The organism is Dyadobacter sandarakinus (assembly GCF_016894445.1).
Lineage (GTDB): Bacteria > Bacteroidota > Bacteroidia > Cytophagales > Spirosomataceae > Dyadobacter > Dyadobacter sandarakinus.
Map to the genome: position 1 here is coordinate 2,664,316 of NZ_CP056775.1, position 26,161 is coordinate 2,690,476.

14 protein-coding genes are annotated in these 26,161 nt (G+C 52.3%); 2 read left to right on the forward strand and 12 right to left on the reverse strand.

The window, feature by feature from the left end:
- Genes HWI92_RS10650 through HWI92_RS10660 form a run of 3 tightly spaced genes read right to left on the reverse strand, consistent with a single transcriptional unit; the run spans position 1 to position 3,554 of the window.
- Positions 1-966 carry an ROK family protein gene (locus tag HWI92_RS10650; protein WP_204663527.1) on the reverse strand — a complete coding sequence of 322 codons (966 nt, stop codon included), beginning with the start codon at positions 964-966 and terminating at the stop codon, positions 1-3.
- A gap of 19 nt (positions 967-985) precedes the next feature.
- A complete protein-coding gene (locus tag HWI92_RS10655; protein ID WP_204663529.1) occupies positions 986-2,353 on the reverse strand; it encodes a sugar porter family MFS transporter in 1,368 nt (455 codons plus the stop codon).
- A gap of 4 nt (positions 2,354-2,357) precedes the next feature.
- Positions 2,358-3,554 carry a DUF5005 domain-containing protein gene (locus HWI92_RS10660; protein WP_204663531.1) on the reverse strand — a complete coding sequence of 399 codons (1,197 nt, stop codon included), beginning with the start codon at positions 3,552-3,554 and terminating at the stop codon, positions 2,358-2,360.
- A gap of 196 nt (positions 3,555-3,750) precedes the next feature.
- Between HWI92_RS10660 and HWI92_RS10665 the strand changes: the two genes are divergently transcribed.
- Positions 3,751-6,147: a GH92 family glycosyl hydrolase gene (locus tag HWI92_RS10665; protein ID WP_229249304.1), complete on the forward strand. Its 2,397-nt coding sequence runs from the start codon at positions 3,751-3,753 to the stop codon at positions 6,145-6,147.
- Positions 6,148-6,180: 33 nt separating this feature from the next.
- Here the strand turns inward: HWI92_RS10665 and HWI92_RS10670 are convergent, their stop codons facing one another.
- The 9 genes from HWI92_RS10670 to HWI92_RS10710 all read right to left on the reverse strand — a co-directional run bounded on the left by HWI92_RS10670 (position 6,181) and on the right by HWI92_RS10710 (position 25,579).
- Positions 6,181-8,586: an FtsX-like permease family protein gene (locus HWI92_RS10670; RefSeq protein ID WP_204663533.1), complete on the reverse strand. Its 2,406-nt coding sequence runs from the start codon at positions 8,584-8,586 to the stop codon at positions 6,181-6,183.
- Between the two features lie 142 nt (positions 8,587-8,728).
- A complete protein-coding gene (locus tag HWI92_RS10675; RefSeq protein WP_204663535.1) occupies positions 8,729-12,211 on the reverse strand; it encodes a VCBS repeat-containing protein in 3,483 nt (1,160 codons plus the stop codon).
- Positions 12,212-12,244: 33 nt separating this feature from the next.
- Entirely contained in the window at positions 12,245-13,495 is a 1,251-nt protein-coding gene (locus tag HWI92_RS10680; protein WP_204663537.1) for an MFS transporter, read from the reverse strand.
- Between the two features lie 6 nt (positions 13,496-13,501).
- A complete protein-coding gene (locus HWI92_RS10685; protein WP_204663539.1) occupies positions 13,502-14,515 on the reverse strand; it encodes a LacI family DNA-binding transcriptional regulator in 1,014 nt (337 codons plus the stop codon).
- On the reverse strand, positions 14,515-16,002 hold the full coding sequence (locus HWI92_RS10690) for a sialate O-acetylesterase (RefSeq protein ID WP_204663541.1): 1,488 nt from the start codon (positions 16,000-16,002) through the stop codon (positions 14,515-14,517). Before HWI92_RS10690 ends, HWI92_RS10685 begins: the two co-directional genes overlap by 1 nt.
- 25 nt (positions 16,003-16,027) lie before the next feature.
- A complete protein-coding gene (locus HWI92_RS10695; RefSeq protein WP_204663543.1) occupies positions 16,028-18,598 on the reverse strand; it encodes a glycoside hydrolase family 38 C-terminal domain-containing protein in 2,571 nt (856 codons plus the stop codon).
- 28 nt (positions 18,599-18,626) lie between these two features.
- Positions 18,627-20,969: a GH92 family glycosyl hydrolase gene (locus tag HWI92_RS10700; RefSeq protein ID WP_204663545.1), complete on the reverse strand. Its 2,343-nt coding sequence runs from the start codon at positions 20,967-20,969 to the stop codon at positions 18,627-18,629.
- Positions 20,970-21,033: 64 nt separating this feature from the next.
- Positions 21,034-22,485 (reverse strand): RagB/SusD family nutrient uptake outer membrane protein, encoded by a 1,452-nt coding sequence (locus tag HWI92_RS10705; RefSeq protein WP_204663547.1) that lies wholly within the window; start codon positions 22,483-22,485, stop codon positions 21,034-21,036.
- A 25-nt stretch (positions 22,486-22,510) separates the two neighbouring features.
- A complete protein-coding gene (locus HWI92_RS10710) occupies positions 22,511-25,579 on the reverse strand; it encodes a SusC/RagA family TonB-linked outer membrane protein (RefSeq protein WP_204663549.1) in 3,069 nt (1,022 codons plus the stop codon).
- A gap of 227 nt (positions 25,580-25,806) precedes the next feature.
- On the opposite strand from HWI92_RS10710, the gene HWI92_RS10715 reads away from it, so the two are divergent.
- Positions 25,807-26,061, forward strand: a complete 255-nt coding sequence (locus HWI92_RS10715; RefSeq protein WP_204663551.1) for a GlsB/YeaQ/YmgE family stress response membrane protein — start codon at positions 25,807-25,809, stop codon at positions 26,059-26,061.
- The last annotated feature ends 100 nt before the right edge of the window (positions 26,062-26,161 follow it).

The window sequence follows — 26,161 nt, forward strand, 5'->3', positions numbered from 1 at the left end:
TCAATGGTTCTTTTGTTTGAATAACTCATAAATACCCCAGATTCCGGCATGCTCGGGCTGTGCAGCCACCACCAGCTCCACATCGGCAGCGCTGACCCAGGCATGTTTATCGAGCATTTGTCTGATGTAGGGCAGAATGACCTGGCTGCTTTTCATAATGCCTCCGCCGAAGATCACTTTTTCCGGATCATATGCATGAACCAGGTTGATCACGCACAGCGACCATACTCTGAGGCAGCGATCCAGCAAACTTACCGCGAGTGCGTCTTCTTGCTCCGCAAGCTCGAAAAGGTTCTTAAAATCGATGAGATCCAGTGCTGCAAGCCTGCTTTCGGAAAAGCCCGGAGACGCTGCGGCGATCCGCGCCAATGCCCAGGTGGAGCTCTCGCTTTCCACGCAGCCGATATTGCCGCAGTTGCATATCACTCCGTCTGCATTGATGGTTGAATGCCCTCCCAGGTTGCCGCCTATAAAGTTTTTGCCCCGCAATGGCGCTCCATTTACCAGCACTCCTGTTCCCACTCCGGTACCCAGGGTTACCAGTACGAGATCGCTGCTTCCTCTTCCCGCGCCATGCTTCCACTCACCCACCAGCGCAGCACGGGCATCATTTTCCACCGCGACGGGTACCCCGAAATTGGCTTGCGCCCACCGGTTAAGATCAACATTTTCGGCACCGGGATATTTTACATATTTTGACAAAATCCGTCCTGTATGAAAATTCACGATTCCGGGAAATGCAAAGCCGATGCCCGTCAGCCTGTATGAACCTGCAAAAACCAGCCGGCTCATTTCCAATCCAATGTCCGTCAGCCTTTGCTCAAACGTCAGCGCTGCATCTGCTTCCAGGTTTGCGTCTGCAATCAGCTGCCCGCCGGCAATAAGCCCGATTTTGATCCTGGTACCGCCAAAATCAATTCCTATAAATACATCTTTCATTGCTGCCTGCGGTTGATGGTCGATCATCGAATTTCCCCTGGTTCGGTCACCAGCTTCTTTCGATTTCTTCCAGCGTCCGGTTTTTTGTTTCCGGTATCTTTTTAAAAGTGAATATCCAGATGATCACAGCGTTGACCATAAAAATCCAGAATGTGGATGCGCCTCCGAATGTCTCCAGAAAATAGGGCGTAAGCTGGGTAATCACCACTACCCCAACCCATAGTACCAGTGTAGCGAGCGACATGGCAATGCCCCTGATCCTGGTCGGGAATATCTCCGACATCAGCACCCAGGGAATCGGGCCGAGTGACACGGCAAAACCGGCAATGTAACCCAGTATGAAAATCAGCAGCCAGGGTCCCTGATCCACATGAAAATGGAAACAGATACCGGTGGCAAAAAGGCAGATCACCATCACGGCAACCCCCCAGATCAGCAAGCTCCTCCTGCCTGCCCTGTCTATCAGCCAAATCGCCAGGCAGGTAAAAAGCAGGTTCACCAGCCCGATGATGATCGTTTGGGTAAATGCTGACTCAGCGCCGAAACCAATGCTTTTGAAGATTTCCGGCGCGTAGTAAATGACTGCATTGATACCGGTAATCTGTGAAAACAGCGCCAGCACAACCCCGATCAGCAATGGTTTACGAAGCTTTTGGTCCATCAGGTCACGCCAGCCGCCTTTTTCGTCGTGCAGACTTTCCGATATCTCGGCGTAAACTTTCAGCGACACTGCACTTCCATTGATTTTTTCGAGGATTTTTTTGGCTGCATCCCCCTTCGACTGCGCTGCAAGCCACCGCGGACTTTCCGGGACAAAAAACAACAACACAAAAAATACGACCGCGGGGATCACTTCCGAGCCCAGCATGTAGCGCCAGCCATTGGCCACATTCCAGGCTTGGTCGCCAGCCTGACTGATTTTAAGATTAATTACGTAAATGATATTGATCCCCAGCACAATCGCCAGCTGGTACAGGGTAACCAGGCGACCCCGTATGTGCGGAGGCGCTATTTCTGAAATGTACATCGGGCAAAGCATGGAAGCTGCGCCTACACCGACCCCGCCCAGCAGCCGCATGATAATGAAGCTGGTAAGATCGTCGACTACGGCCGAACCATAGGCAGGCAGTGCGAAAAGCACCGCGGTACCAATCAGTACCGCCTTCCGGCCATAGCGGTCGCTGAGGTACCCGGCCGACATAGCGCCGAGCACGCACCCCCAGATGGCGGCGCTGGCAGCCCAGCCAACCATCAGGGGAGAAAGGTTGAACCTCACCTGAAGATATCCGATGGCCCCGGCGATTACCGCCGTATCATAGCCAAAAAGAAAGCCTCCAAATGCGGCGACGCTCGTGATCAAAATGATATAGGGCAATCTGCTCCCGGCGGGTGCTACATCTGCTTTTTCCGTCATAATACTAGTGGCTTGCGTGAGTGGTGGGCTGCCCGAATTTCACCCGTACAAAGCGCGGGCGATACAGGTCAGGCTTTTTGGGTAACACGTCGAAAAACTGAAAGCTGTTCACATTATAGGAAATCAGCAGCTCCCCGGGCGCTGACAATGCGGGATGTGCCTTGGCATTGTACGTAAACAGGTCCGTATCCCGGATGTCGCTGGTGGTTTTGTAAAGAATGATCCGCTTTCCAAACGGACCGGCGGGCGTAGGTCCTACCTGCATGCATATTTCCGGAAGGATACCACCCAGCTGATACACCAGGGCATATTTTCCTTTTCCGAGTCTGCTTACGCTCATTTCATTGGACACCGAATCGCTGATTGCTCCGGCAGATTTCACATCCCTGGACCACCCACTGCTGTTCCGGAACTCCCACTGATCGAATGAATCGATCGCGCCAGGCTTTACCCTGGCCGTAACCAGCTGCTTGTTTTTGCCTTTGATGCCATACACATATACAAACCCATCTGCATCAGGCTCCCCGGCACCCTCCGTGTTGTTGAACACACCGGCACCGAAGGAAATCGTCTCTTCGCCGCTCCTGTAATTGTTGAAGGGCAGGGATTTCTGCTGCTGACCGGCATAGGGAAAAGGACTGCCGGCAGGTATCCGGATCAGCACATTGCCTGTTTCTTTAAAAGGAAAAGGTGACTTATCGTGGGTATTGGTAATCTGATAGGCAAAAATAAAAACGTCTTTACCGGCATCGGGATTTGCGAAACCGTCCCCGAGCCAGAGGTAGGTATCCTTGTCGGGCTTGTTTGTATCTGGTGTAAAAATGGCTTTGTAAGCATTCTTTTCGCCCGCAATCCTGAATGCAAGGTTTGATGACACAGGGGCTTTACCTTTCAGCAACGCAACGGAATTGTTAACCATCACAAAACCCGGCTGCAAGGTATCATTACGGATTTCACCTACCATGGTATCACTGAACAGGAACAGCAGGCTGTCGCTCTTCCCGTCGTCCTTCCCTGAGAGGGGTATGGCAAAAATCCCGTCTCCCCCGAACCAGCCCGACTTTCTCACAAACAGGTTCGTCCAGTCCGGTGCGGGCTCTGCCGTGAAATGCTTTTCATCGATTTCCTGCTGTGCTGCGTCGCCGCGCTCCCCGGACTGCTTACCGCCGCAGGAAAGCAGTACCGCCACGCAAAACAGCATGCTGCAACTTTTTAAAGATCTCATTTTCAGTAATTATAAGGGTCAGGAGCTTTACTATGTTCGAATGTATGAACATTTAAATGTATGTAAAATAGCAGGAAACAAAAATTGTTTAGGTAAATTTTGCCCTGAACTAAAAATCAGCCTGGCGGACCCTGATCAATACCAGATCAGGTACCCGGGTTTATATCATACAATGAGCAGTTTTAAATCCGGATCCATCTATATGAAAGCCAGGTTCAGCGTAGCAGTGGCATTATTGGTCATGCATTTGGCAGGTGCGCGCACAGCAGCACAGGATGTGTTAAAGTATGTTGATCCTGATATCGGTACAGCGCACAGCCGCTGGTTTTTTTACACGCCGGCGGCAGTCCCTTACGGCATGGCCAAACTTGCCCCGTCGACCAACGCGCATTACGGCAACCCTTCCGGCTGGGAAGCTGTCGGGTATGATACGCGGCAAAATTCCATTGAGGGATTTGTGCATTTTCATGAATGGCAGATCGGCGGGGTGAGCTATATGCCCGCTACCGGCACTCTCAAAACCAGGCCCGGCGATCTGGAAGGTACCAATACGGGTTACCGGTCCCGGTTCGACAGGAAAAATCAGGTGGCACAGCCTGGCTACTACAAGGTACTGCTGGACGATTACCAGATCACCGCGGAGCTTACCGCCACCAAAAGGGTGGGCTTTCAGCGCTATACCTTTCCCGAAAGTAAGCAGGCGCATATCATCCTGGATATCGGCAACAAGCAGGGCGAAAGCGACATGGTAACGGATGCCGGTATCAAAATGCTCGACGATACGCACTTTGAAGGTTTTGTGATCACCTATCCCAGGTATGTAAAAACTTACGATCCCGAGGGAAAGGTCGCCATGTATTTTTATGGTGAAATCAGCAAAAAACCGGCCGATGTAAGTGCATTTACTGCTGATCAGATCCAGGGACATCAGAAAAGCGCCACCGGCAAAGGTGCCGGGCTTGCGCTCCATTTCCAGACAAAAAACCAGGAAACGATTGAGGTGAAAACCGGCTTATCGTACACCTCCTGTGCCAATGCCAGGCAAAACTTTATGGCCGAAGCAAAAGGGCTGTCGTTTGACAAAGCAAAAACAGAGGCGCAAAAAACCTGGCAGCAGCAGCTGGGCAAATTTGCTGTGGACGACCCGGATGAACCCAATAAAATCAAATTTTATACCGGGTTATACCATGCCCTACTGGGCCGGGGCATCGCCAGCGATGTGAACGGTGCCTACCCGAAGCACGGTGGCCAGGTGGGGCAGCTGCCAAAGCAGAACGGCAGGCAAATGCCCTTTGAATTCATCAATACAGATGCTATCTGGGGGGCTTTCTGGAACATTACGCAGCTATGGTCGCTATCGTACCCGGAATGGTACGGCAGCTTCGTAAACACACATTTACAGATATTCAGGGACAAAGGCTGGTTCGGCGACGGCATTGCCAATAGTGAATTTGTATCCGGCGTGGGGACCAATTTTGTGGGTCTTGCCATTGCGGGAGCCTACCAGGCAGGCATCCGCAACTATGATACAGCTCTGGCGTACCAAGCCGTAAAAGCCAACGAACTAAACTACCGGAACCGTCCTGCCGGCTCGGGCAAGCTGGACATCAAAGCATTTCTTAAGCATGGCTTTGTGCCTTTTCCGGAAAACGCCGGGCAGGATTTCATAACTGATTCCCTTGGCTCCACCTTCGCAGGCTCCCATACACTGGAATACAGTTACAGTGCATTTGCTGCTGCACAAATGGCGAGCGCATTGGGCAAAACGGAAGATTATAATCAGTTTATCAAATTGTCGAACGGCTGGCGGGAGATCTTCAACCCGGAAAGCAAGCTGATGCACCCGAAGACCGCTGCCGGCATTTTTATACCAAAATTTGATCCGTACCAGCCCTGGCGGGGTTTTCAGGAAGGGAATGCAGTGCAATATACTTTTTATGTACCGCACAACCCGGCCGGACTCATCGGAGCGATCGGCAGGGACAGTTTCAACAGCAGGCTGGACAGTATTTTCACGGTATCGGAAAAACTTGGTTTCGGCGGAGGCAAAACGATCGACGCATTTGCAGGCATCAACTCCATTTACAATCATGGCAACCAGCCCAACCTGCACACAAGCTGGCTGTTCAACTTTTCGGGGAAGCCCTGGCTCACGCAGAAATGGACGCGCATGATCGGCAACGATTTTTATGGTACCGAACCCATTCACGGATATGGTTACGGCCAGGACGAAGACCAGGGACAGCTTGGGTCCGGGTATGTGCTGAATTCGCTCGGCTTGTTTGATGTAAAAGGCTTTACGGATCTCCGGCCGGTTGTTGAATTGGGCAGTCCTTTATTTAAACAGGTCACCATCACATTGGGTAATGGAAAAACGCTGGTTATTGAAACCAAAAATAACGCGAAGGACCATGTGTATGTCCAGTCTGCCAGCTTCAACGGAGCTCCGCTTGATAACTGCTGGCTGTACCGCGACGAGCTGATGCGGGGCGGCAAACTTACGTTTGTGATGGGTGCACAACCCAATATAAATTGGGGTACAAAAACGCCGCCGCCCTCCGCACAATAACCGGCCGGAAAATGCCCGCCGGCAGATCAGCCCCTACTCGCTCCGCAGGGATTTTACGGGATTGGTCAGGGCCGCTTTCACGCTCTGGAAACTCACTGTAAGCAAGGCAACCATGACGGTCACCAGCAGCGCCAGCAGGAAAAAGACAGGACTAAGTTCAATTTTATATTCAAAATTCATCAGCCAGCCTTTCAAAACCCACCATGCAACCGGAGCCGCCAACAGGAATGCAATGCCGATCAACTGCATGAACTCTTTATTGAAAAGCCATAAAATGCTGCGAACGCTTACGCCGAGTACCTTGCGCACTCCTACCTCCCTGGTCCGCTGCACCACCATGAACAGAACAAGTCCGTACAAACCCATGCACCCGATCAGCAGTGCGACACCTGCATAAAAGTTGATCAGACTGCCCATGGTCTGTTCAGCCTGGTAAGCTTCCCTGATCTGGTCGTCTACAAATGCAGGTTCAAAAAAACTGTCCGCATAAACCTGGTTGTACGCTTTTTCGAGCTGTTTGAGTGCCCGGCTGTAATGGGTGGAGCGCAGTTGAATGTTGGCAGAATAGTATCCGCTCGCAAATGTGGTAAGGAATATGGGGCTGATCTGTTTTTTGAGATCCGACTGGTTATAATCTTTCAGAACACCGACAATCTCCAGCGGAGCAAAACCTCCTTTATACAGCAGCTTACCCAATATGCCCGAAGGTTGGGTAAAGCCCAGCCTTTTCATAAATGTTTCATTAATAAGTACTTCCCTCGCCGTATCGGATGGCTGCACATTGCGCCCCGCCAGTAGTTTCAGGTTATACAATCCGATGTAATCCGCATCGATCCAGGTTTGCTGCGGGGTATAGGGTTCTTCCTGTAAACGCGTATCAAACCGCACAACCGTTTGGCTCGTCCAGCCTGACTGGGGCGGACCGCCCATGGAGTAACTGAGCTGGCCTACATCCGGCAGCGCCATCGCCAGATTACGAAATGTCGCCATTTTACCAATATCCTGAGCAGGCAGGTTCGGCAGGCTCACGGTTACAATGGCTTCTTTACGGAAACCCAGATCTTTGGATTGAACGTAGCTGAGCTGATTGGCTACCACGATCAATCCGATAACGAGCATTTGTGAAATTGCAAATTGCATGACCACCAGCCCGCGCCGGAGTGAAAAACCGCCCGCCTGCCGGGTAGTAAGCCGCCCCGCCAGTGCCACTACCGGGCGAAAACCAGCTACAATCAGTGCCGGGTATAATCCTGCCAGCAAAATCACCGATATGGTAAGCAGTACCAGCCATCCTGCCACCGAGGGCGAGAAGTAAAAGGAAAAGCGGAAAGGTCCGTGCAGGTAGGTCTGCGCCATCGCCTGCCCATATTGGAACACGCCCATGGCCAGGACCACAGCCACCAGTACAATGAGTGCGGTTTCGCCCATGAACTGCCAGAAAAGCTGCGCCTTCGTACTTCCCAATACTTTGCGGACGCCAACTTCCCGTGCCCGGGTAAGTGCCTGTGCAGTGGCAAGGTTTACGAAATTGATACATGCCGTGCTGATCAGTAAAATACCGATTAAACCCAGTGAAAGCAACAAACTCGGGCTTACCCCTCCATACTCGGGCGATAAATGCATTTTACCAAAAGAAACAGCCGGATAAGAGGTCACCCCGACCTTTTTAGGATTGTATTTTTTGACAAATGAAGGTAGCTGCCGCTGCCAGTCGAGAGCAGTAAAGCGGTCGCTGAACAAGGCGAAGCAATGCGTACTGCCATTGGTATTATCAAAAGGTTCGTCTTCCGGGCGAACATTGAGCTGCTCCCTGAGCGATCCCCAGGAAACCATGATGGGATAAGCTAAATCGGTGTTCTCCCGGTAATCTGCAAATACACCCACCACGCGGGCCGTGATGCGGGCATCCAGCCGTACCACCCGGTTAATGACGTTGGTTGTGGTGCCAAAACATTTGCGCGCCATTTCAGCACTCATCACTACGGTACCCGGCTGACTGAGCGCATCCGGTCCCCCGGCGAGCCATGTGTAGTCGAAAATGCGGAAATAGGCAGGTTCCACAAATGCACCCTTACTGTTTTTATTCTTGATTTTCCGGGCAGCTCTTTTCCCGTCAGGTACTGAAATCATCGGCGAATACCACTCATCCAGCATTGCCACACTTTCCAGTTCAGGGTTGTCATTCCTGACCGCCTGCCCGAATGCGTAGGGAATACCCTGCATCCTGAACTCGTTAGCCGGGGATTTAAACAAGGACGTGAACTGATAAATGCGGTCGTAATTGCGGTGGTGACGATCCGCCTGGTAGTGGAACCGGACCAGTGCGAAAATGAGCAGCGCACAGCCGATACCCAGTGACAACCCGCTGATATTGATGAATGCATACGCCTGGTTTTTGCGCAGGTTCCGCCAGGCGATCTTGAAGTAGTTAAAAAGCATAATGCTGAATCGTGGTATAGCGGACCAGGCCCGGTGAAACTTTTCCTGCCCTGTTTATTTAATTACCATACCATGACCTGAAAACGCGTTATTCCGGCAACAACACGGCATTTTGCGCTGGCGGCTGTGCGAATACGGACGATCAATGTCCGGTAATGCGCTCCTGAAATTTACCTGCCGGTTGCACCCGGAACCCCTCCGGAACCTCATAGAACCTGGATGACTGCGAAAGGTAGCCCGAACCATCATACAGCTCTACTTTCCGCCGCCTTCCTTTTCCGACGAGCATTACTTTGTTCTCCATTCTTCCTGTTTTTACCAATTCAGGTTTCCGGCCCCCCTGGCGGACATATACTTCCAGCTTTCCCCCATTGGCTGCACCTATGAGGAACACATTGCCTTTTGGCCCGAGGAGTTCGGCCAGTGACCGCCCGTCGCCACGTAGTGCCAGGCCACTGGAAGCGGATGGTACGGGAGCAAAGTTTCCCCTGCCATCCCCTTTTAAACACAACCCCTGCATGGCATCATACCGCCCGATGGATGCATCCGGCGCGTAGGAATTTCCGGAAAGGATCAAATCCAGATTACCGTCGTCGTCGATGTCCCGGACAACAATGCCGTGTACCGGGGCAAACTGTGCCTGCACGGGCAAAGGCCGCAGCCTGAACTTGCCTTTACCGAGATTTTCCAGGTACGAAGACTGGAAACAGCTGCTTTTCAGCACGGCTGCCTTGTGCAGTAATTCCGGCGAAACGACGTCCTGCACGGTAGCTTTTGCATAGTCGTCGTACAAAAAAAACTTTTTCCCGATCCTCGGCATCTGGCGTAACAATGCATCCCGCGAGGGCCAGGGATAATTTTTACCCTGTATGTACCACGACAGCAGCGACTGATGCAGGCCGCTCCCATCCAGGTTGCCGCTGTGCATGGTCAGTGGTTCCTGAGCCGAAGCCTGGAAGGGCGTATTGGTGCCCAGGTTACCAAGTATGTAGTCGGTATCGCCATCATTGTCCATATCTGCCCCTGCCATGCTGTTCCACCAGCCGGAAGTTTCTCCGAGACCGGCCGATCGGGTTACATTCACGAGCTTTCCGCCTTTGTTTTTAAAAAAAGTCACAGGCACCCACTCGCCTGCCACCAGCAGGTCTGTGCGACCGTCATCATCAAAATCCGTCCACAGGGCGGAGGTAACCATACCGATGTGCCGAAGTTCGCCGCAGACCTGTGCAGTGACGTCCGTAAACTTTCCACTATCATTCCGGAGCACGTAGCTTTCGGGTGCCGAGGGGTATTGTCCCGGCACGATCCGGCCACCTACAAAAAGGTCGGGATCACCATCCTGATCAAAGTCAGCAGCAGTAACGCAGGATTTGCTTGCGCGCATGAGCGGCAGGGCAAGGGTGTCTCTGGTAAACCGTCCTGTACCATCATTGATATAAAGCCTGTCCTGGTAAAGCGCTGTGCCCGCTTCGAATTCATCACCGCCGCTCGCCATGTACAGGTCGTTATCACCATCACCATCCGCATCAAAAAGCAGGATACCGGCATCCTCATGTTCTTTATCAGCCCCAAACACCTGCCGGACAAACCGTCCGTTTGCCTGCTGCAAAAAGTACGTTGCCGGCAAACCCGCTGCTCCTCCCATGAAAAGGTCGTCCAAACCGTTGCCATCGATATCGCCCACTGCCATCGAAGGCCCGATCGTTGAATAGGTTTGCGGCATCAGCAGCTGCGTGGCTACATCGGCGTATTTGTTTTCTGCATGTGTATAATCCAGGCCGTATGCGTGGGAGACCTCTGTGAAAACAGGGTTATCTTGTTTTAAAACCGGCCGCTTTGTATGGGCATTCTTGTAATCCAGAACCAGCCTCTGATTGGCAGCAACACCTGTCAGCTGCTGGATTTGACCATCGGGCCACCGGACTTCCAGGGTGTCGACCCTGCCGGCACGGCCCAGGCCAAAGTGGATCGTATTGCCGACGGTAGACTGAAACCCGCGATACAGGGTATGCTCATAAACCTGTATTTGCCCGTGGTAGCGGAGCGTCACCTTTGTACCAAGCCCGAGGCGGTTGGGCTTGTCGCCATTCAGTGAAAGTTGCAGCCAGTTGTTTTTGCCAACTTTCTGCGATTCGTTTTTATAGATAAATGCTTTTTCATTGACATTGTTTACCACCAGATCCAGGTCACCGTCATTGTCCAGGTCGGCATAGGATGCACCATTGGAAAAGGAAAGCTGGCTGATCCCCCAATCTTTTGCGTGCGTAAACGTAAGATCGCCGTTATTGCGGAAAACATAGTTGGGCACTTTCACACCTTTAAGCTCCTGCATCATGCGCAGCAGCTTTGCATTGGCCTCGTTCTTTTCTTCGAACATGGTCGTCTGCTGGCTGTATTTGATAAAATCCTTGTCGGTCATGTCTTTCAGATGCCCGTTGCTGATAAAAAGGTCGCGGTACCCGTCATTGTCGAAATCCGCAAACAGAGGGCCCCAGCTCCAATCGGTTTTGTCGATACCGGCCAGCTGGCCAATTTCACTGAAATGCCCGCTGCCGTTGTTCAGTTGAAGGGTATTGCGCATATACTGCGGCTGATAGCCCATTTGCAGCATGAAATCAAACTTTTCATTGGACATACCGGCAGCCATGATCTTCTGGCGGTAGTTGTCTTCGGGCAGCATATCGAGTACCACCACATCCTGAAAACCATCGTTGTTATAATCGGCCACGTCCACGCCCATGGCATTGTAGCTCTGGTGTTTCATGTATTCGCCGATGCGGTTAGTGAAAGTACCGTCGTGGTTGTTGATGTATAAAAGATCATTGCTCAGGAAATCATTGGCCACGTAGATATCGGGCCAGTTGTCCCCGTTCAGATCATTGACCGCTACGCCCAGCCCATAACCTTCGAACAGAATGCCCGCCTGTGCCGAAACATTTTTGAAAACCGGGTGACCGTCCACTCCGGTACCTTCATTCAGGAACAGCTTGTCGGTATTGGCAGCCTCTCCGTGCGTCCGTACAGGCATGAGGTTGTTCACTGCCCGGGGTGAATGATCGTGGGAGAGCAGGTACACGTCCAAATCCCCATCCTGATCATAATCCAGGAAAGCGGCCTGGGTGGTATAGCCCGTATCGGCCAGCCCGTAAGCCTCCGCTGATTCTTTAAATGTATTATTTCCCTTGTTGATAAAAAGCAGGTTTGCACGTTGGGACGGATTCGGGCTGCCTGCCTTGCTGACGTAGATATCGAGCCACCCGTCGGCATTCAGGTCAACCATCGACACACCCGTGCACCAGCCGGTGGTAGTAAGCCCCGCCTGCGCGGTAATATCTTCAAACTGCATATTTCCCTTGTTGAGGTACAGTCTGGAAGAAACCATATTCCCTGAAAAGAAAATATCCGTCAGCCCGTCGTTGTTAATGTCCCCCAGTCCCACGCCGCCGCCGTTATAGAAATACATATATTTCAGAATATTGAGCGAGTCGGTCTGACGGATTTCATTGGAAAATGCAATGCCTGTTTCCTGCGCTGGCAACAAGGTAAAGAGTGCCTCGGGCGCCTTCTTTTTACAGCCGCACAAAATGACCAACAGCCACACGAACCTCAGGGAAACGCTTTGCATAGGAGTACTCAATGGTCAGGTATTTTATAAAAATCAGGAAAGCTGCTCTTCCATTTCTTCCAGCGGAACACCTTTGGTTTCGGGCATCAGCCAGGCTACAAAAAGGAGCTGTAACACCATCAGGAATGCAAATCCGCCAAAAATAGCCCAACCGGGAAATTGATGGATGAGCACGGTTCCCAGCAGCGTGATCATACCCGCAAATACATTGAGCATTCCCGAACCCCAGGCCTGCCCGAATGCACGTACCCTGGCCGGGAAGATTTCGGCAATAAACACCCAGATCACAGCCCCCTGCCCGATGGCATGCGAGAAAATAAAGCCCAGCATAAACAACAGCACAAACCCCGCCGGCCAGTTTGCGAACATACCGAGCGCGATCATCGATAAGCTCAGAATATACCCGGCCGATCCCACAAACATGAGCCGCCTGCGCCCCACCCGGTCAATAAAATACATGCCCGCGAAGGTAGCCAGCAAGTTCACTACCCCGATGGACACGCCGCCGAGCAGGGATTGAGACATGTCCAGCCCGGCCTGCTTCAGAACCTGCGGACCATAGAACAAAACAAAGCTGATGCCCGAAAATTGGTTAAAAAAAACCATCAGGAGCGTGACCAGCAGTATTTTAGAATATTTACCCGAAAACAAACCCGCATCGCCCGACCTGCTGCTTTGTGCTGAAACGACCTGCGTGCGCATTTGCCAGCGGGGACTTTCGGGAATGCTGAAAGCAAGCAGCAGATAGAGCAGTGCTATCACGCCTGTGGCACCGGCCATCAGGCGCCAGTTGCCCGGACCGCCTGCACCCGCAAGAAGGTAATTGGAAATATAGGCCAGCAGAATGCCCGCAACCAGCTGGGTCTGGAAAAGCATACCGAGCTTGCCGCGGTCCCTGGCATCGCTGACCTCAGCAATGTAAGTGGGCGCCGCAATGGAGCCGATGCCCGAAGCCATACCGCCCAGAAAGCGAAAAGCCGAAAACATATATGGCGAAACCGACAGCGCACTCCCGGCAGAAGCGACAATAAACAGCCCGCCGGCCAGCAGCAAGGCCGCTTTCCTGCCCCAGCGCTCGGTGGGGTACCCTCCTGCCAGCGCGCCTGCGATAGATCCCCAGAGCGCAATGGAAACAATGAATGCACCGTGAAACCAGTCGGAAGTATTCCAGAGTTGCCGCACGGAGAGGTTGATACCCGATATAACAATGGAGTCAAAACCGGAGAGAAAGCCGGTCAGCGACACGATCATCACGCAGCGAAAAACCCGATCTCCTTTTGCCATAAACAATTATGATGATGCTCTGACAATCAGTGTGGTAGGTAATGTAATCACTTCTCCCGGCTTCTGAACCATCACAGGTTTTTGCAGCTTCTGCATCAGCGTATCGATCACTTTCTGGGCAATCGCCTCAATGGGCTGCGCGACAACCGTAATGCCCGGGCGGTGTATCCGGAACAGGTCGTGGTCGTCGAAGGAAACCATTGCAATGTCCTCCGGAATCCTCAGTCCCGACTGGTTGATAACTTCCAGACCTGCAATGCCGAGGTAATTGGTACCAAACACCACCGCATCAAGCTGGTTTTCTGTAAGTATCCGGCTGATATCTTCCAGGTACTCCTCATGTCCCCATTTAAAAGGCACCGGAAATACATGCGTGGGGAGCCCGTGGTCAGCGATTGCTTTTTTGAAGCCGATAATGCGGTCCTCCTTTTCGGGATCATTCAGTGCCAGTGCAATAAGCCCGATGTTTTTAGCGCCCCGGCTGGCCAGGTGTTCCACTGCCTGATACATGCCGCCCTGGTTGTCGACCATCACCGCATCGATGCCGTCGTTGCCGAAGTACCTGTCAAATAAGACCACACTTTTGCCTTTTTCCAGCATGTCGCGTATCTCCTGCTCCATGCCCAGGGTAGGCGCGATAATACAGCCGTCGACACTCAGGGTCGAGAACATCGTCAGGAATTCCTTTCCGCGCATCACATCATTTTCCGTGCTGCAATACACGATTTTGTACCCGTTCCGGTATACCTTTTCTTCGATGAGCTTGGCAATGCTGGCATAAAACGGATTGGAAATATCTTCCACCATCAGACCGATGATGTTTGTACGCCCTGTACGCAGGCTTTGTGCAAACTGGTTGGGACGGTAGCCCAGGTTAGCCGCTTCTGCAAGTACTTTTTCCACCAGCGACTCACTGATCCGCTTTTCCTTCGCCTTGCCATTCAGAATGAATGATATGGTTGTTTTTGAAACGTTGAGCTTCCTGGCGAGGTCGCTCATGGATGGTTTCGGATCTGTCATTACTTTTTAGGAGTGATCTCGGGCCAGTCGTCGCTGCGGAAGGGCAGTGCGGGCAGGCCGTCTTTGTTTTGTAAATTAGTTACCGGAAAATTGGTGAAAGCATACCTGACAGCCACCGGTCGCCTGACTTTCAAACTTGTTAAAATAATTCGGCCTCCTTCGATTTTTGCTGCCGCCGGGTAAAATTGCCTGTCGGCACCGGCTACGAAAAAGTGGGCGGGTGCTTTTCCGTCGTTGGTTTCAAGACCACCCCGGACAGTCTCCGGCCGGAAGTGTACCTGCACCTGCTGATTTTCAAATGTCGCATAGTCGAACTTTGGCCCCTGAAACGCAACTTCCATGAAGCCGTAAGTCCGGTTCAATGCCGTTTTTGCAAGGCGCACGCCAATCGGCTTTTTGTTTTTGGGATGCAGATCCCGGGACTCTCCTACGTCCATGGTTACGACCATTTCCGTATTTGCCAGCTTACTGACCTGCTCCTGCGCTTCCCGGAAAAACGCATAGTCAGCCAACGTGGCGTCGGCCATATCATACCAGAACGGAGCTACCTGTACGTAATAAAACGGCAGATTGCCCTGGCCGAACCCGGCCCGCCAGCTTTGGATCATGGTTTGCGTGAGGTGCGTATAGCTTCCGCGCTCAGCGCGGTTGGACTCACCCTGGTACCAGATAAATCCTTTGACCGACAGATTAACAAATGGATGGATGATCGCATTGTACAGCAAAAACGGGCGCGTGACTTTCTCAAAGGTAAACCCGCCATCGATTTTTTCCTGTGACTTAGGACTGTCAAGATAAGGTTGCAGATACACCCGGCTCAGCAACGTATCCGCGGCCAGTACCTCCTGCGGTACATAAGCCTGCGCCGCGGATGCGCCTATGCCTGTAAACACGAGGCCAACCGGCACATTTAGCCTGGCAAACAGCTCGCGCCCGAAATGATAGCCTACCGCACTGAACGTTCGCACACTCGCTGGCGTGCATTCCTGCCAGGTGCCCCCGATGCTGTCCAACGGTTCATTGCTGAAATTGAGGCCGGCGCTGAACAAACGGACCTGCGGGTAATCAGCGGCAGGAACCTCCCGCGCTGAGTCGAGCGTTTCGTGCATTTTGAACTGCATATTCGACTGCCCGCTGCATATCCAGGTTTCACCAATCAGCACGTTATCCAGCAACCGTTTTTCATCGTCACTGGAAATGGTAATCCGGTGTCTGGTAAAATCCCCTTTTTTCGCCACAGGGACAGGAATGATCCCGATAAACCTGCTATCTGCATCCGCTGTAACACGTACCGGCGAAGACATCCAGTCGGCCTGGATAGCGATGGTTGTTCCCGCAGGCGCATGGCCCCAGACTTTAAAAGGCTGATTCTGCTGAACCACCATGTTGCTTTGCAACACGGGGCTTAGTTTAAGCTTTTCACCTTCCCGGGCAAATAAAGCCGTGGAAAAGCAAAGCAGCAGGCAGATGATTTTGAAACAGCGCATGGTCATTGCTGCAAAAGTAAGCATATCAGTCAGCTACAAAGTTTTTTAAACGAAGGGTACGGATCCCGAACCGCGGCATGGCCACGTTGAGTATGGTACTTTTATTTTCATTTTGCAAAGACAGATCTTCCCTGACCTTCCCATTGAGCTCCACCAATGCTGCCGCGCCGGCACTACCGCCCAGCTTTACTTTTTTTGTACGTGCATCACCAGCTGCATTGTACAGCCTGACGAGCAGATCGTCACCCTCAAACAAGGTTGATGTGACCTGGTAACCCGTCCCGCTTACGTCTACGAGCGACTTTTCAGCAGCTTTGTCCGCACCGGCAAGGAATGCAAATGCGGGTTCATGCCAGTCTGTTACTTCTGCTGCAATGCCTGCTGTATCCCACTTGCCTGCGTGCGGCACAAGGGCATAGCGCATGTGGGTCGGGCCGGTCAGGGTGTGGTTTCGGCCCCAGAGGCCTGCACCTGAGTATTGTACATTCAGTCCCAGTGGAAAATCTTCGCCGTGCGTATAAGTTGTGGTTTGGTCTGAAAGCAGGGCAAGGCCCATGTTTTTATCAGCATCGTACAGATCCACCCAGCTGACCATCAGGTTGTGCTTGATACTGTCCCAGCGGCTGAAAAATGTATTTTCCAGCTTACTTTCGGTTACGTCAAATGGTGCATCCTTGTAAATTTTTCCTGATTTAAAATTGACAGGAAACAAGGCGAGAAGCTTCTGACTATCGTCGTAAAAAGGCTTCTGGTACTCTTTCGGATCCAGCTTTTCGTGCTGTTTGTAGCTGCTCCCGATACCGGTATTGACTTTCCAGTCCAGTTCCAGGGTGCATGCAATCTTGCGGTCACCCTGTTTAAGCGTAATGGTCTGTATAAAAGGATTGGATAGCAGCGCGCCTTTGATCTGTGCCGTCACAACAAGCGGACCGTTTTCTATCAGGGTGATCGTGACCGGATTTTCTGCCGTCGAGTGATACCCGCCCTGATCAAAGAAATTACCCCGCAGCTCATGGAATGCGCGTTCACTGTTCGGATCGACAAACTCCCGGTTACCCATCGTTTTCACGACCAGACTTTTGATCGTGCCGCCTTTTGTTTTGTCCAGAATCAGCTTGTAATGATCATTTTCCAGAATCACATCGCCCGAAGCCGCTACCGAAGCTTTTGCACCTGCTGTTTTCGAAGGTTTTTTCTTTATCAACCTGTATTGGCTCAAACCCATTGCCGGAACCGAAGCCCTGAAATAAAGCTGCCTGGCGGCACCAGGCTGCACGGGTACTTCCCTGTTTTTGTGATCTGTCAGCGTAAATGCATTTGCGTCCATGCCGCCGGGCAGTTGGAGGGCTACATTCCCGGTTTTTGGATTTCCGGTCGTATTGTAAACACTCACATATTCCTGCCCTCCCGCATTCGGGTTCTTTTGAGCGCCCGCTGTGATGATGCGGTCGCTGATCTGGTCTGTGGTGTCTGTCCATACCACTACCTTGTCAGCCCAGGTATTTCCCTTTTTACCATTATAAGGCACGATCCAGCAGTCGTGGTGCTGCGAGAGCATGAGCGTGCGCCAGGCTTCGTCGATGCGCGCCTGCGGCCAGGGTGTATGGTTGTAAATTTTGTTGAAAGCCGCCATTTTCTCGGCCATGATGATCTTGTTTTCCGAGACGCGGACCTGCTGGGCGATCTTTTGCAAAACCTGCGAGCCCCAGACCAGGCTCACCTGCATATCTTCCTGCGTGAAGTGCCAGTCCTGGCCGGCTTGCCCGACTGATGTGTTAGCGAAATAGTCGCGCCAGGTTTTGTACTCGGTTGGCTGGTAGCCCCGGTCGCCGTTTCCGATCCACGGACCGTTTTTCCAGCCGGCATCCTGCAGGGTCATGGCCACGGGGTTCTTAATGCCCGATTTCAGTGCATTGCTGATGTATGCCGGTGAATTGGTCCATCCTTCGGTCTGCCAGGTAGAATTGGGTTCAAGACCTTCGCTGGCATAGCGCGGAACGGTCGTAATGCGCGAGCTGTCGGGCCCTACCCAGTTGACCAGCTCGCCGCCAAATGCGCGCGTGTAGCCGCCCCAGCAGGTATTCGGATTTTTCAGTGAGGCATAACGGTACCCGAACGAGTTCAGGATCTGCGGCAGGGCGCTGGTAAAGCAGGGTTCTTCCGAGGAATAGGTGGTAAATACAGCACCCGGAAAATACTGGCGTACCTTTTTCATGCCATAGTGAAAATGCCGGATAATGCTTTCCCCGGACACATTATAGAAGTAGCTCTGGCCGTAAGCCGGGCTCACGTATTCAATGCGGCCGGTAAGGGATTGATCCGCAAAAAGCTTCTGAAACGCCGCCAGTGCCTCAGGTTCCCGTACCTTCACCGAATCCCACGTTTCAGGCTCAATTTCAAGGTTGATTTTCCAGAATGGGTTCTGGTTCAGCTGGTCTACCACAAACTGCGTATAACCCACCGGATAATGCCCGTACACGCCGCCATGATAGCCATCGATAAAGTATGCCTTCTGAGCATGCGCTCCGATGGCCAGAAATACCATCGGAACGATAACAATTAAAGGGTTCAGGAATAGTAAAAGGGACTTTTTCAAGGTTCAGGATTAAGGTTAAGGGTAGGAATCAGTCGCCGAATTGCTGGTTGGGTTCAGGTCCCATGGTCAGTTCCAGTGTACCTCCGGCAGAAATGTCCTTGTAGTCGAGATAGCATTTATCATAAGCTTTACCATTCAGTTTGGCACGCTGGATGTACAGGTTCGCAGGTGAGTTGCCGTGAGCGATGATGGTAAACTGTTTTCCTGTGGCAAAATCAGGATCCAGACGAACCGTTACTTCTTCAAACACCGGACTGGTGATCTCAAAGCGGCTGTTGCCCGGACAAACCTGGTAAAGCCCGCTGGCTGCCAGCACATACCAGGCCGACATTTGTCCTACGTCCTCATTCCCCACCAACCCTTCCACAGAATTATGGTAAGCCCGCCGGCATATAGCACGCGTCCATTTCTGCGTGAGCCAGGGTTTTCCTACGTGGTTGAAAAGGAAGGGAACATGGTGTACCGGCTCATTGGCGTGGTTGTAGTAGTCGTTCCACATCATATTTTCAGGTACTTTTTCAAAAAACGTGGTCAGGTCGGAGGCGACTTTTTCAGGCCCGCCCATCAGTGCGACCATACCCGGGATGTCCTGCGGCACAAACCAACCCTGCTGGTAGGCGTTGGCCTCGATACTGCCGTACCATTGTTTCAGCCGGCCCCCGTCGGGCCAGGACTGCCAGTTGCCGCTTTTATCTTTCGGCCTGAACCAGCCTTTTTCCGGATCAAAGATGTTCCGGTAGCTCTGTCCGCGTTTTTCAAAGACGGCGGCTACGTCCGTTTTGCCCAGTGATCTGGCCAGGGTTGCCGTGCACCACTCTGTATAGGCGTATTCGAGGGTATTTGAAATTCCGAAAGGCTCTACGGTATAGCCGCGTTCCCCATTACCAAACTGATTGCTGGTTTGTACGGCATACTGCAATGCTTTTTCCTTATCAAAACGCGCGATGCCCTTTGCATTGGCATCTGCAATGACCGAAAGGGCCGGATTACCGATCATGCAGCCGCTGTATGCATTGAGCATTTCCCAGCGTTCGAGGTAAGTTTTCTTCCGCTCGTCGGCCAGGGAAAGCAATGAGCTCACCACATCATTCACGAGCCGGGGATGGATAATCGATTGTAACGGAAACTGGCTTCGGAACACATCCCAGCCGCTGAAAATCGTACGGCGGGTATAATCAGCAGAGGTGTGCACCTTGCCATCGCCACCCGTGAAGCTGCCGTCGGCATCGGCAAACATGCGCGGATCGATCATCGTGTGGTAGAGCGCCGTGTAGAAAATGCGTTTTTCCTCGTCACTGCCGCCAGCAATGGTCATGGCGCTGAGTGCCTGGTTCCAAAGAGCGACGGCCTGCCGGTGGAGCCCGTCAAAATCCCAGCTGCTGATCTCCTTTTCCAGGTTTTTCCGGGCACCGTCCATGCTCACAAACGATATGCCCGATTTGAACAGGATCTGATCATTTTTCTCAGTATTATATTCTGCAAACACACCTATATGATCACCTTCCAGCTCAGTCACCGAGTCGAGCACCGCTGCCTTGGCAACCTGCTCCTGGTAGCGCCTGCTTTCAACGTCTTCACGCTTGCGTTTCCAGTTTTTGGGAATGTCGGCTTTCCAGGCGCCCAGTTTTTTGAAAGGCTTGCTGAACTGCGCGTAGAAGTAAACCGTGTACTCGGCATGACCATCGCCATTGCCCCAGCCGCCGCCCTCAGGCGTACATTGCATCCAGCCTCTGATCGTGTGATCATTTACCACCTGCACGTACTGACGCGTGGACGTACCTCCTACCCGTCGCGCCAGGTCGATCTGCACGCATGACTTTTCGTTTTGCGGGAACGTGAAACGCAGCATGCCGCTATGCGGAGCGGCGGTCATTTCAGCACGGATGCCGTAATCGGTGAGCGTGGCGGCATAATATCCGGCAGATGCTTTCTCATCTTTTTTGGAGTACCCGGAGCGGTAACCGCTTCCTGCAACACCTTCCTGCCCACGCGCGGTGCGCAGAGGTCCGGCAGCAGGCATCACGAGCAGGTTGCCCAGGTCACCATACCACCCTACGCCGCTCATCTGGGTAAATGCGAAGCCTTCAATGGAAGTATGCTCAAAGCTGTAACCCGAACCATTGTCGCCTCCGGTGATGGTATTGGGACTTACCTGCACGAGACCGTATGGTGTAGTCGCGCCCGGAAACGTTTTTCCCAACCCATGGTAAACCCCGGCTTTGCCTGTGCTGGTACTTGCGCCGATCAGTGGGTTGACGTATTCGGCCGGGGCAGGTTCCTGCCGGCCTGCCGCTTTGTCCGGTTCGTGCCGGGAGCCGCAGGCAGACAACAGGCCGAGTACGGCCGCACAGGCGATGATCCTGTATTTCATTTGCTGTTTTATCTTAGGAAAAAAAACCGGGACACTCATGCAGCGTCCCGGCCCATGTAATTGCTCAATAACCAGGATTCTGCGGAAGTTGCGGATTCACGTCGCGCTCGCGCTGCGGCAGCGGGAAGAGGTAGTAAATCGGTTTGACGGTGATGGACTTCGCTTTTTGCACTTTGCCTTCCAGCATGCCCGTCCGCACGAGATCATACCAGCGGTGTCCTTCTGCGACAAATTCTTTCCTGCGCTGGTCAAGGATTTCTTCTTTCAAAGCAGCACCGGTCAGATTGACTTCGGTGAGCTTTGCTCTTTTACGTACCATATTCACATACTGGTTGGCTACGGCAGTGTTTCCAAGTTCTGCCTGTGCCTCGGCATAGGTCAGCAGCACATCCGGGTAGCGGATCACCGGAAAATCCTGCTGCGAGTCGCCGGCAACGGGCTCGGCGGTACGGTCCCAGTATTTTTGAATGTAAATATCATTCAGCTTGATGGTCGCGCCTTTGTCATTTACAAACTCTGTCAGGAAAGTCACTTTTTTGCGCTCATCCTCGTCTGTAAATGCATTGTACAGATCTTTAGTAGCAGCCTGCCAGCCCTGCGTATTGCGGATTCCCGAAATTTCCCTCGAAAGCTCCGGCGGCAGCAGACGCACGTTAAACTGGCCAAATTCCCAGAAAGAAATACTTCCGCCCCCGTCGCCAAAGCTGACCGAGAAAAGTGCTTCTTTACCGTTTCGGTTGGTATGCCTGAATACGTCTGCAAAATTTTCCCAGAGCGCATACTTATTAGACTGGATTACCTCCAGTGCTTTTACCGATGCATTCTGAAAATCTTTCCGTGTGAGATACACTTTTGCCAGCAATGCTTTTGCAGCCCCGCTCGTGGCGCGGCCTTCCTGGATGGCGCCGTCAAGCGGTAAATCCTCAGCAGCCTGCAAGTCACTGATGATCTGTGCATATACCGCATCGGTATCCGATACTTCCGGGTTCAGCGGCTCTTCTTCCTTTACCAGCAAAGGTACATTGCCAAACATCCTGACCAGGTTGAAATAGGCCAGCGCCCGCAGGAATCTGGCTTCATTGACGAGCCTGCTTTTCAGGGTTTCGTCCATATCAATCGGCGGAATGCGCTCGATGGCAATGTTGGCCAGGGTGATGGTTTTGTAGTGAATGCGCCAGATCGTACTCACATTACCGTTTTCCGCATTCCACGAAAACGTAGCCAGCTGATCGTTTGCAATAGCCCCCTCCTGCTTGTTGATCAGCTCGTCGGAGGCCAGCCCTGCTGCAATCCAGGTGGTACTATGGTAAATGCCTTCTGGCCCGGATGAGGTGGAGCCCAGATTGGAATACACCGAATTGACGGCCGCAGTAGCATCTTCCGCAGTCTGGTAAAAACGGTCCTGCGCAATGCGGTCTTGCGGATCTTCTTTAAGAAAGTCCTCGCAGGAGCTGAGCCAGAGCAATGCAGTTGCCAGGATCAGTCCGGATGTTTTGATGAGGTTATATTTTTTCATTGCATTGGTTAAAATCTGATTGAAACTAAAATCCGAAATTGAGACCGACCGTGTACGTCCTGGCCTGCGGATATCCGCCGAAATCCACGCCTACGATATTGGTAGTGCCGCCGTAGGCATTGCCTTCAGGATCATAACCGCTGTAATTGGTGAGCGTCCACAGGTTCGTGGCACTCACATAGAGCCGCAGATTGGCCAGCCCTATTTTTTTGAGGGCCACCGCCGGAAGATTGTAGCCCAGCGTAATGTTTTTCAGGCGCACGTAGGAAGCATCTTCAATGAAGCGCGAGGAAAATACATTGTCGTTGGCCGTAGTGAGTGCACGCGCATATTTGTTGCTCCGGTTCTCGGGCGTCCACCTGCCCAGGCCAGCCTCTGCGAGCACGTTCTGCTTACCGTTCACATTGGCCAGGTCGCCCAGGTTCTGGTTTACCATCTGGTTGCCCTGCGAGCCCTGGAAAAAGAGGGACAAGGCAATGCCTTTAAATGTGACGGTGTTGTTCAAACCCCAGGTAAAATCAGGCTGGGCGGAGCCGATGATCGTGCGGTCAAAATCGTTGATGATGCCGTCGGGCGTTCCCGCCGGGCCGCTGATATCCTTGTATCTGCGATCACCCGCAGCAGGGGTCTGGCCGGCAATGGCAGGGCTGTTTTTAGCTTCTTCGTCCGACTGGTAAATGCCATCGAAAACATAGCCGAAGAACGTTCCGATGGGCTCGCCTTCGCGGAGAATATTTCCGCCCACGCCCAAGTTCACGTCTTCCTTGCGCGCCAGGTTGGTGATTTTATTGCGGTTGACCGAAATGTTAAGCGACGTATTCCACTGCACTTTCCCGTCGAGGTTCACCGAGCTGATCGCCACATCAATCCCGCGGTTACGCACATTCCCGATGTTCAGCAGGGTATTGTCAAAACCCGACGTGTACGGAATGGGTGTATCCAGGAGCAGGTCGATTGTGTTTTTGTTATATGCTTCAATCGTAAAATCGAGCCTGCCTTTCAGCACCGAAAGGTCTATGGCTGCATTGAGCTGGTCTGTGGTTTCCCATTTCAGATCGCGGTTGGGATAAGAGACGGGCTCGCGACCGCGGATTACTTCCTGTCCGGTAGTTGAGAAAACACCTTGTCCGATTGCGCCAATCAGCGCCAGCGAGCGGTAGGGCTGAATGGACTGGTTACCCGTGCGGCCATAGCTGGCGCGAAATTTCAGATCCTGGATAAAGTTGACCTGCTTCAAGAAATCCTCTTCCGATACTTTCCAGGCAAATGCCGCAGACGGGAAGAAACCGAACTTGCGGCCTTCGGAAAATTTGGAAGAACCATCGCTGCGGCCCGTCAATGTGAACAGGTACTTGTTTTTCAAGGAATAATTGACCCTCCCGAAGTACGACAGCATGCTCCATTGCAGCTCTCCGTTGGAGGTGGTCTGCGGGTTTTCGGCTGAGCCGATATCGTGCCAGCCGGTGCGCGAATCGGGGAAGCCGAATGCGTAGGCATTCACGGATTCATTCCTGAACTTCTGCGTTTCCAGACCCAGCAACACATTGAAGCTATTGTCTTTGTTAATCTGTTTGGTGTAGTTGAAGGTATTGGTATTCAGCCAGGTCAAAGCCTGCAAAGTGGTTACGGATGCCTCGCCTTTGCTGTTTTCGGTTCTTTTCAAAAAGTTGGGACCGAATGTATTGGACTTGGTATTCAATGCATCTATCCCAAAGCTGGACCGGAAGGACAGCCCTTCTGCAATTTTATACTCGGCGAAAACAGATCCCAGCATCCGGGAGGTGTTGGTAACCGCTTCGTATTCCTTTGCCTCAGCGATGGGGTTGGCGATGGCGTCCCTTCTGTCGTGCTGAAAAGTATAGCCGCCCGGTCTTGATGCATCGTAAACCGGCAGGATCGGGTTGAACATCAATGCATTGGTTACCACACCCTGCACCACATTGCCCGGGCCGGTCAGCACACCATTGGTAGACATGCGGTTGTAGGATACATTGGCACCTACTTTCAGCCTTTTGCTTACATCCGAGTCCAGGTTGAGCTTAAAGGAGTAGCGGCCGAAATCGGAACCTGTGACAATACCATTCTGCTTAAAATAACCTCCACCCAGTGCATAGCGGGTTTTCTCATTGCCACCGGCAATGGATACCTGGTAATTGGAAATGGAAGCCTTGCGAAAAAGCTCGTCCTGCCAGTTGGTACCTTCCCCGAAACCCGCCGGATTGGGATATACGGGCGCCTGCTTGGCATTTACGCTGGCCTCATTCACCAGCTCCGCAAACTGGGTCGCATTGAGCATGTCCAGCGTTTTGGTTACCTGCTGACTTCCGTAATACGTTTCAATATTGATAGAAGCCCTGCCTGCCTTGCCTTTGCGGGTGGTAATCAGGATCACGCCATTCGCAGCGCGCGAGCCGTAAATAGCCGTGGCGGAAGCATCTTTTAACACTTCAATCGACTCGATATCACTGGGGTTGATCGTCGACAACGGATTCAGGGAAGGGCCGCGGCCGCCAGCAGACATTTCGCTGGTATTGTTGTTGATCAGCATGCCGTCGATAACATACAAAGGCTCGCTGCTGGCGCTTACCGAGGTGGTACCGCGGATACGGATGTTGGTCCCGCCGCCGGGAACCCCATTGGATTGTACTACCTGCACCCCCGCCGCCCGGCCCTGCAGTGCCTGGTCGAATGTAGCGACGGGTACGGCTTTCAGCTCTGCCGAGGTAATGGTTGCCACAGAGCCCGTCAGGTCCGATTTCTTGACGGTGCCATAACCTACCACCACCAGTTCATCCAGGTTCTGCAGGTCTTCCTTCATCGACACGTCGATTTTTGTGCGTCCGTTTACAGGCACTTCGGCCGCCGCATAGCCGATGAATGAAAACAGCAGCACACCATTATCACCCGCAATGCTGAGCGAATAAGTACCATCCACATTGGTGACGGTACCGGCTGAGGTATTTTTTACGATAATGTTTACACCAGGGAGAGGCTCACCCCGGGAGTCGGTAACCGTTCCGGTTACCTGCTGCTGTGCTGCCGATTTTGCCCAAAACAGAGCAAAAAACAGGCAAAAAGGTAGAAAGTTTCTCATAGAAACAGAATAATAAAGCGGGTTTAGAAATAGTTAAACGATTTAGCACACTAAGTAAATCGATTTAGCACAAATAGAAAAATTTTTTAAGGAAATATTTATATTTCACTTACTTAGCCTTATTTCCGGACACTGACCTGCCAAGTTTGCGGGCTGTGGGAAAGCGGGATTTTCAGGAGGGCATGGTTTTATTGTATCCACACCAACAACCAAACCATAACTCACTCATGGGCATAATTACCTGGATCATCGTCGGCCTCGTTGCAGGAGCCATTGCAAAAGCTATTCACCCCGGAAAAGATCCCGGCGGATTTATCGTCACCATTATCATCGGTATCGTAGGAGCTATTATCGGCGGATGGATTTCCTCCATGCTTGGTTACGGAACCGTAGACGGCTTCAATATCGGAAGCTTGTTTATCGCTGTATTAGGTGCTGTAATTCTCCTTTTCATTTACCGGAAAGTAACCACCAGGGCCTGATCAGAACTTCTGCCCGCAGGATCAGAAAAAATGCGGTATTAGTGGTAGTATTGTAAGAAGAATCCGTCCGGACGTGCCTGACGGTCTGCGTCTTAAAATA

What these genes read in the sequence shown, in the direction of transcription:
- HWI92_RS10650 (WP_204663527.1), bottom strand. Translation starts at nt 966, where the DNA reads ATGATCGACCATCAACCGCAGGCAGCAATGAAAGATGTATTTATAGGA.
- HWI92_RS10655 (WP_204663529.1), bottom strand. Translation starts at nt 2,353, where the DNA reads ATGACGGAAAAAGCAGATGTAGCACCCGCCGGGAGCAGATTGCCCTAT.
- HWI92_RS10660 (WP_204663531.1), bottom strand. Translation starts at nt 3,554, where the DNA reads ATGCTGTTTTGCGTGGCGGTACTGCTTTCCTGCGGCGGTAAGCAGTCC.
- HWI92_RS10665 (WP_229249304.1), top strand. Translation starts at nt 3,751, where the DNA reads ATGAGCAGTTTTAAATCCGGATCCATCTATATGAAAGCCAGGTTCAGC.
- HWI92_RS10670 (WP_204663533.1), bottom strand. Translation starts at nt 8,586, where the DNA reads ATGCTTTTTAACTACTTCAAGATCGCCTGGCGGAACCTGCGCAAAAAC.
- HWI92_RS10675 (WP_204663535.1), bottom strand. Translation starts at nt 12,211, where the DNA reads ATGCAAAGCGTTTCCCTGAGGTTCGTGTGGCTGTTGGTCATTTTGTGC.
- HWI92_RS10680 (WP_204663537.1), bottom strand. Translation starts at nt 13,495, where the DNA reads ATGGCAAAAGGAGATCGGGTTTTTCGCTGCGTGATGATCGTGTCGCTG.
- HWI92_RS10685 (WP_204663539.1), bottom strand. Translation starts at nt 14,515, where the DNA reads ATGACAGATCCGAAACCATCCATGAGCGACCTCGCCAGGAAGCTCAAC.
- HWI92_RS10690 (WP_204663541.1), bottom strand. Translation starts at nt 16,002, where the DNA reads ATGCGCTGTTTCAAAATCATCTGCCTGCTGCTTTGCTTTTCCACGGCT.
- HWI92_RS10700 (WP_204663545.1), bottom strand. Translation starts at nt 20,969, where the DNA reads ATGAAATACAGGATCATCGCCTGTGCGGCCGTACTCGGCCTGTTGTCT.
- HWI92_RS10705 (WP_204663547.1), bottom strand. Translation starts at nt 22,485, where the DNA reads ATGAAAAAATATAACCTCATCAAAACATCCGGACTGATCCTGGCAACT.
- HWI92_RS10710 (WP_204663549.1), bottom strand. Translation starts at nt 25,579, where the DNA reads ATGAGAAACTTTCTACCTTTTTGCCTGTTTTTTGCTCTGTTTTGGGCA.
- HWI92_RS10715 (WP_204663551.1), top strand. Translation starts at nt 25,807, where the DNA reads ATGGGCATAATTACCTGGATCATCGTCGGCCTCGTTGCAGGAGCCATT.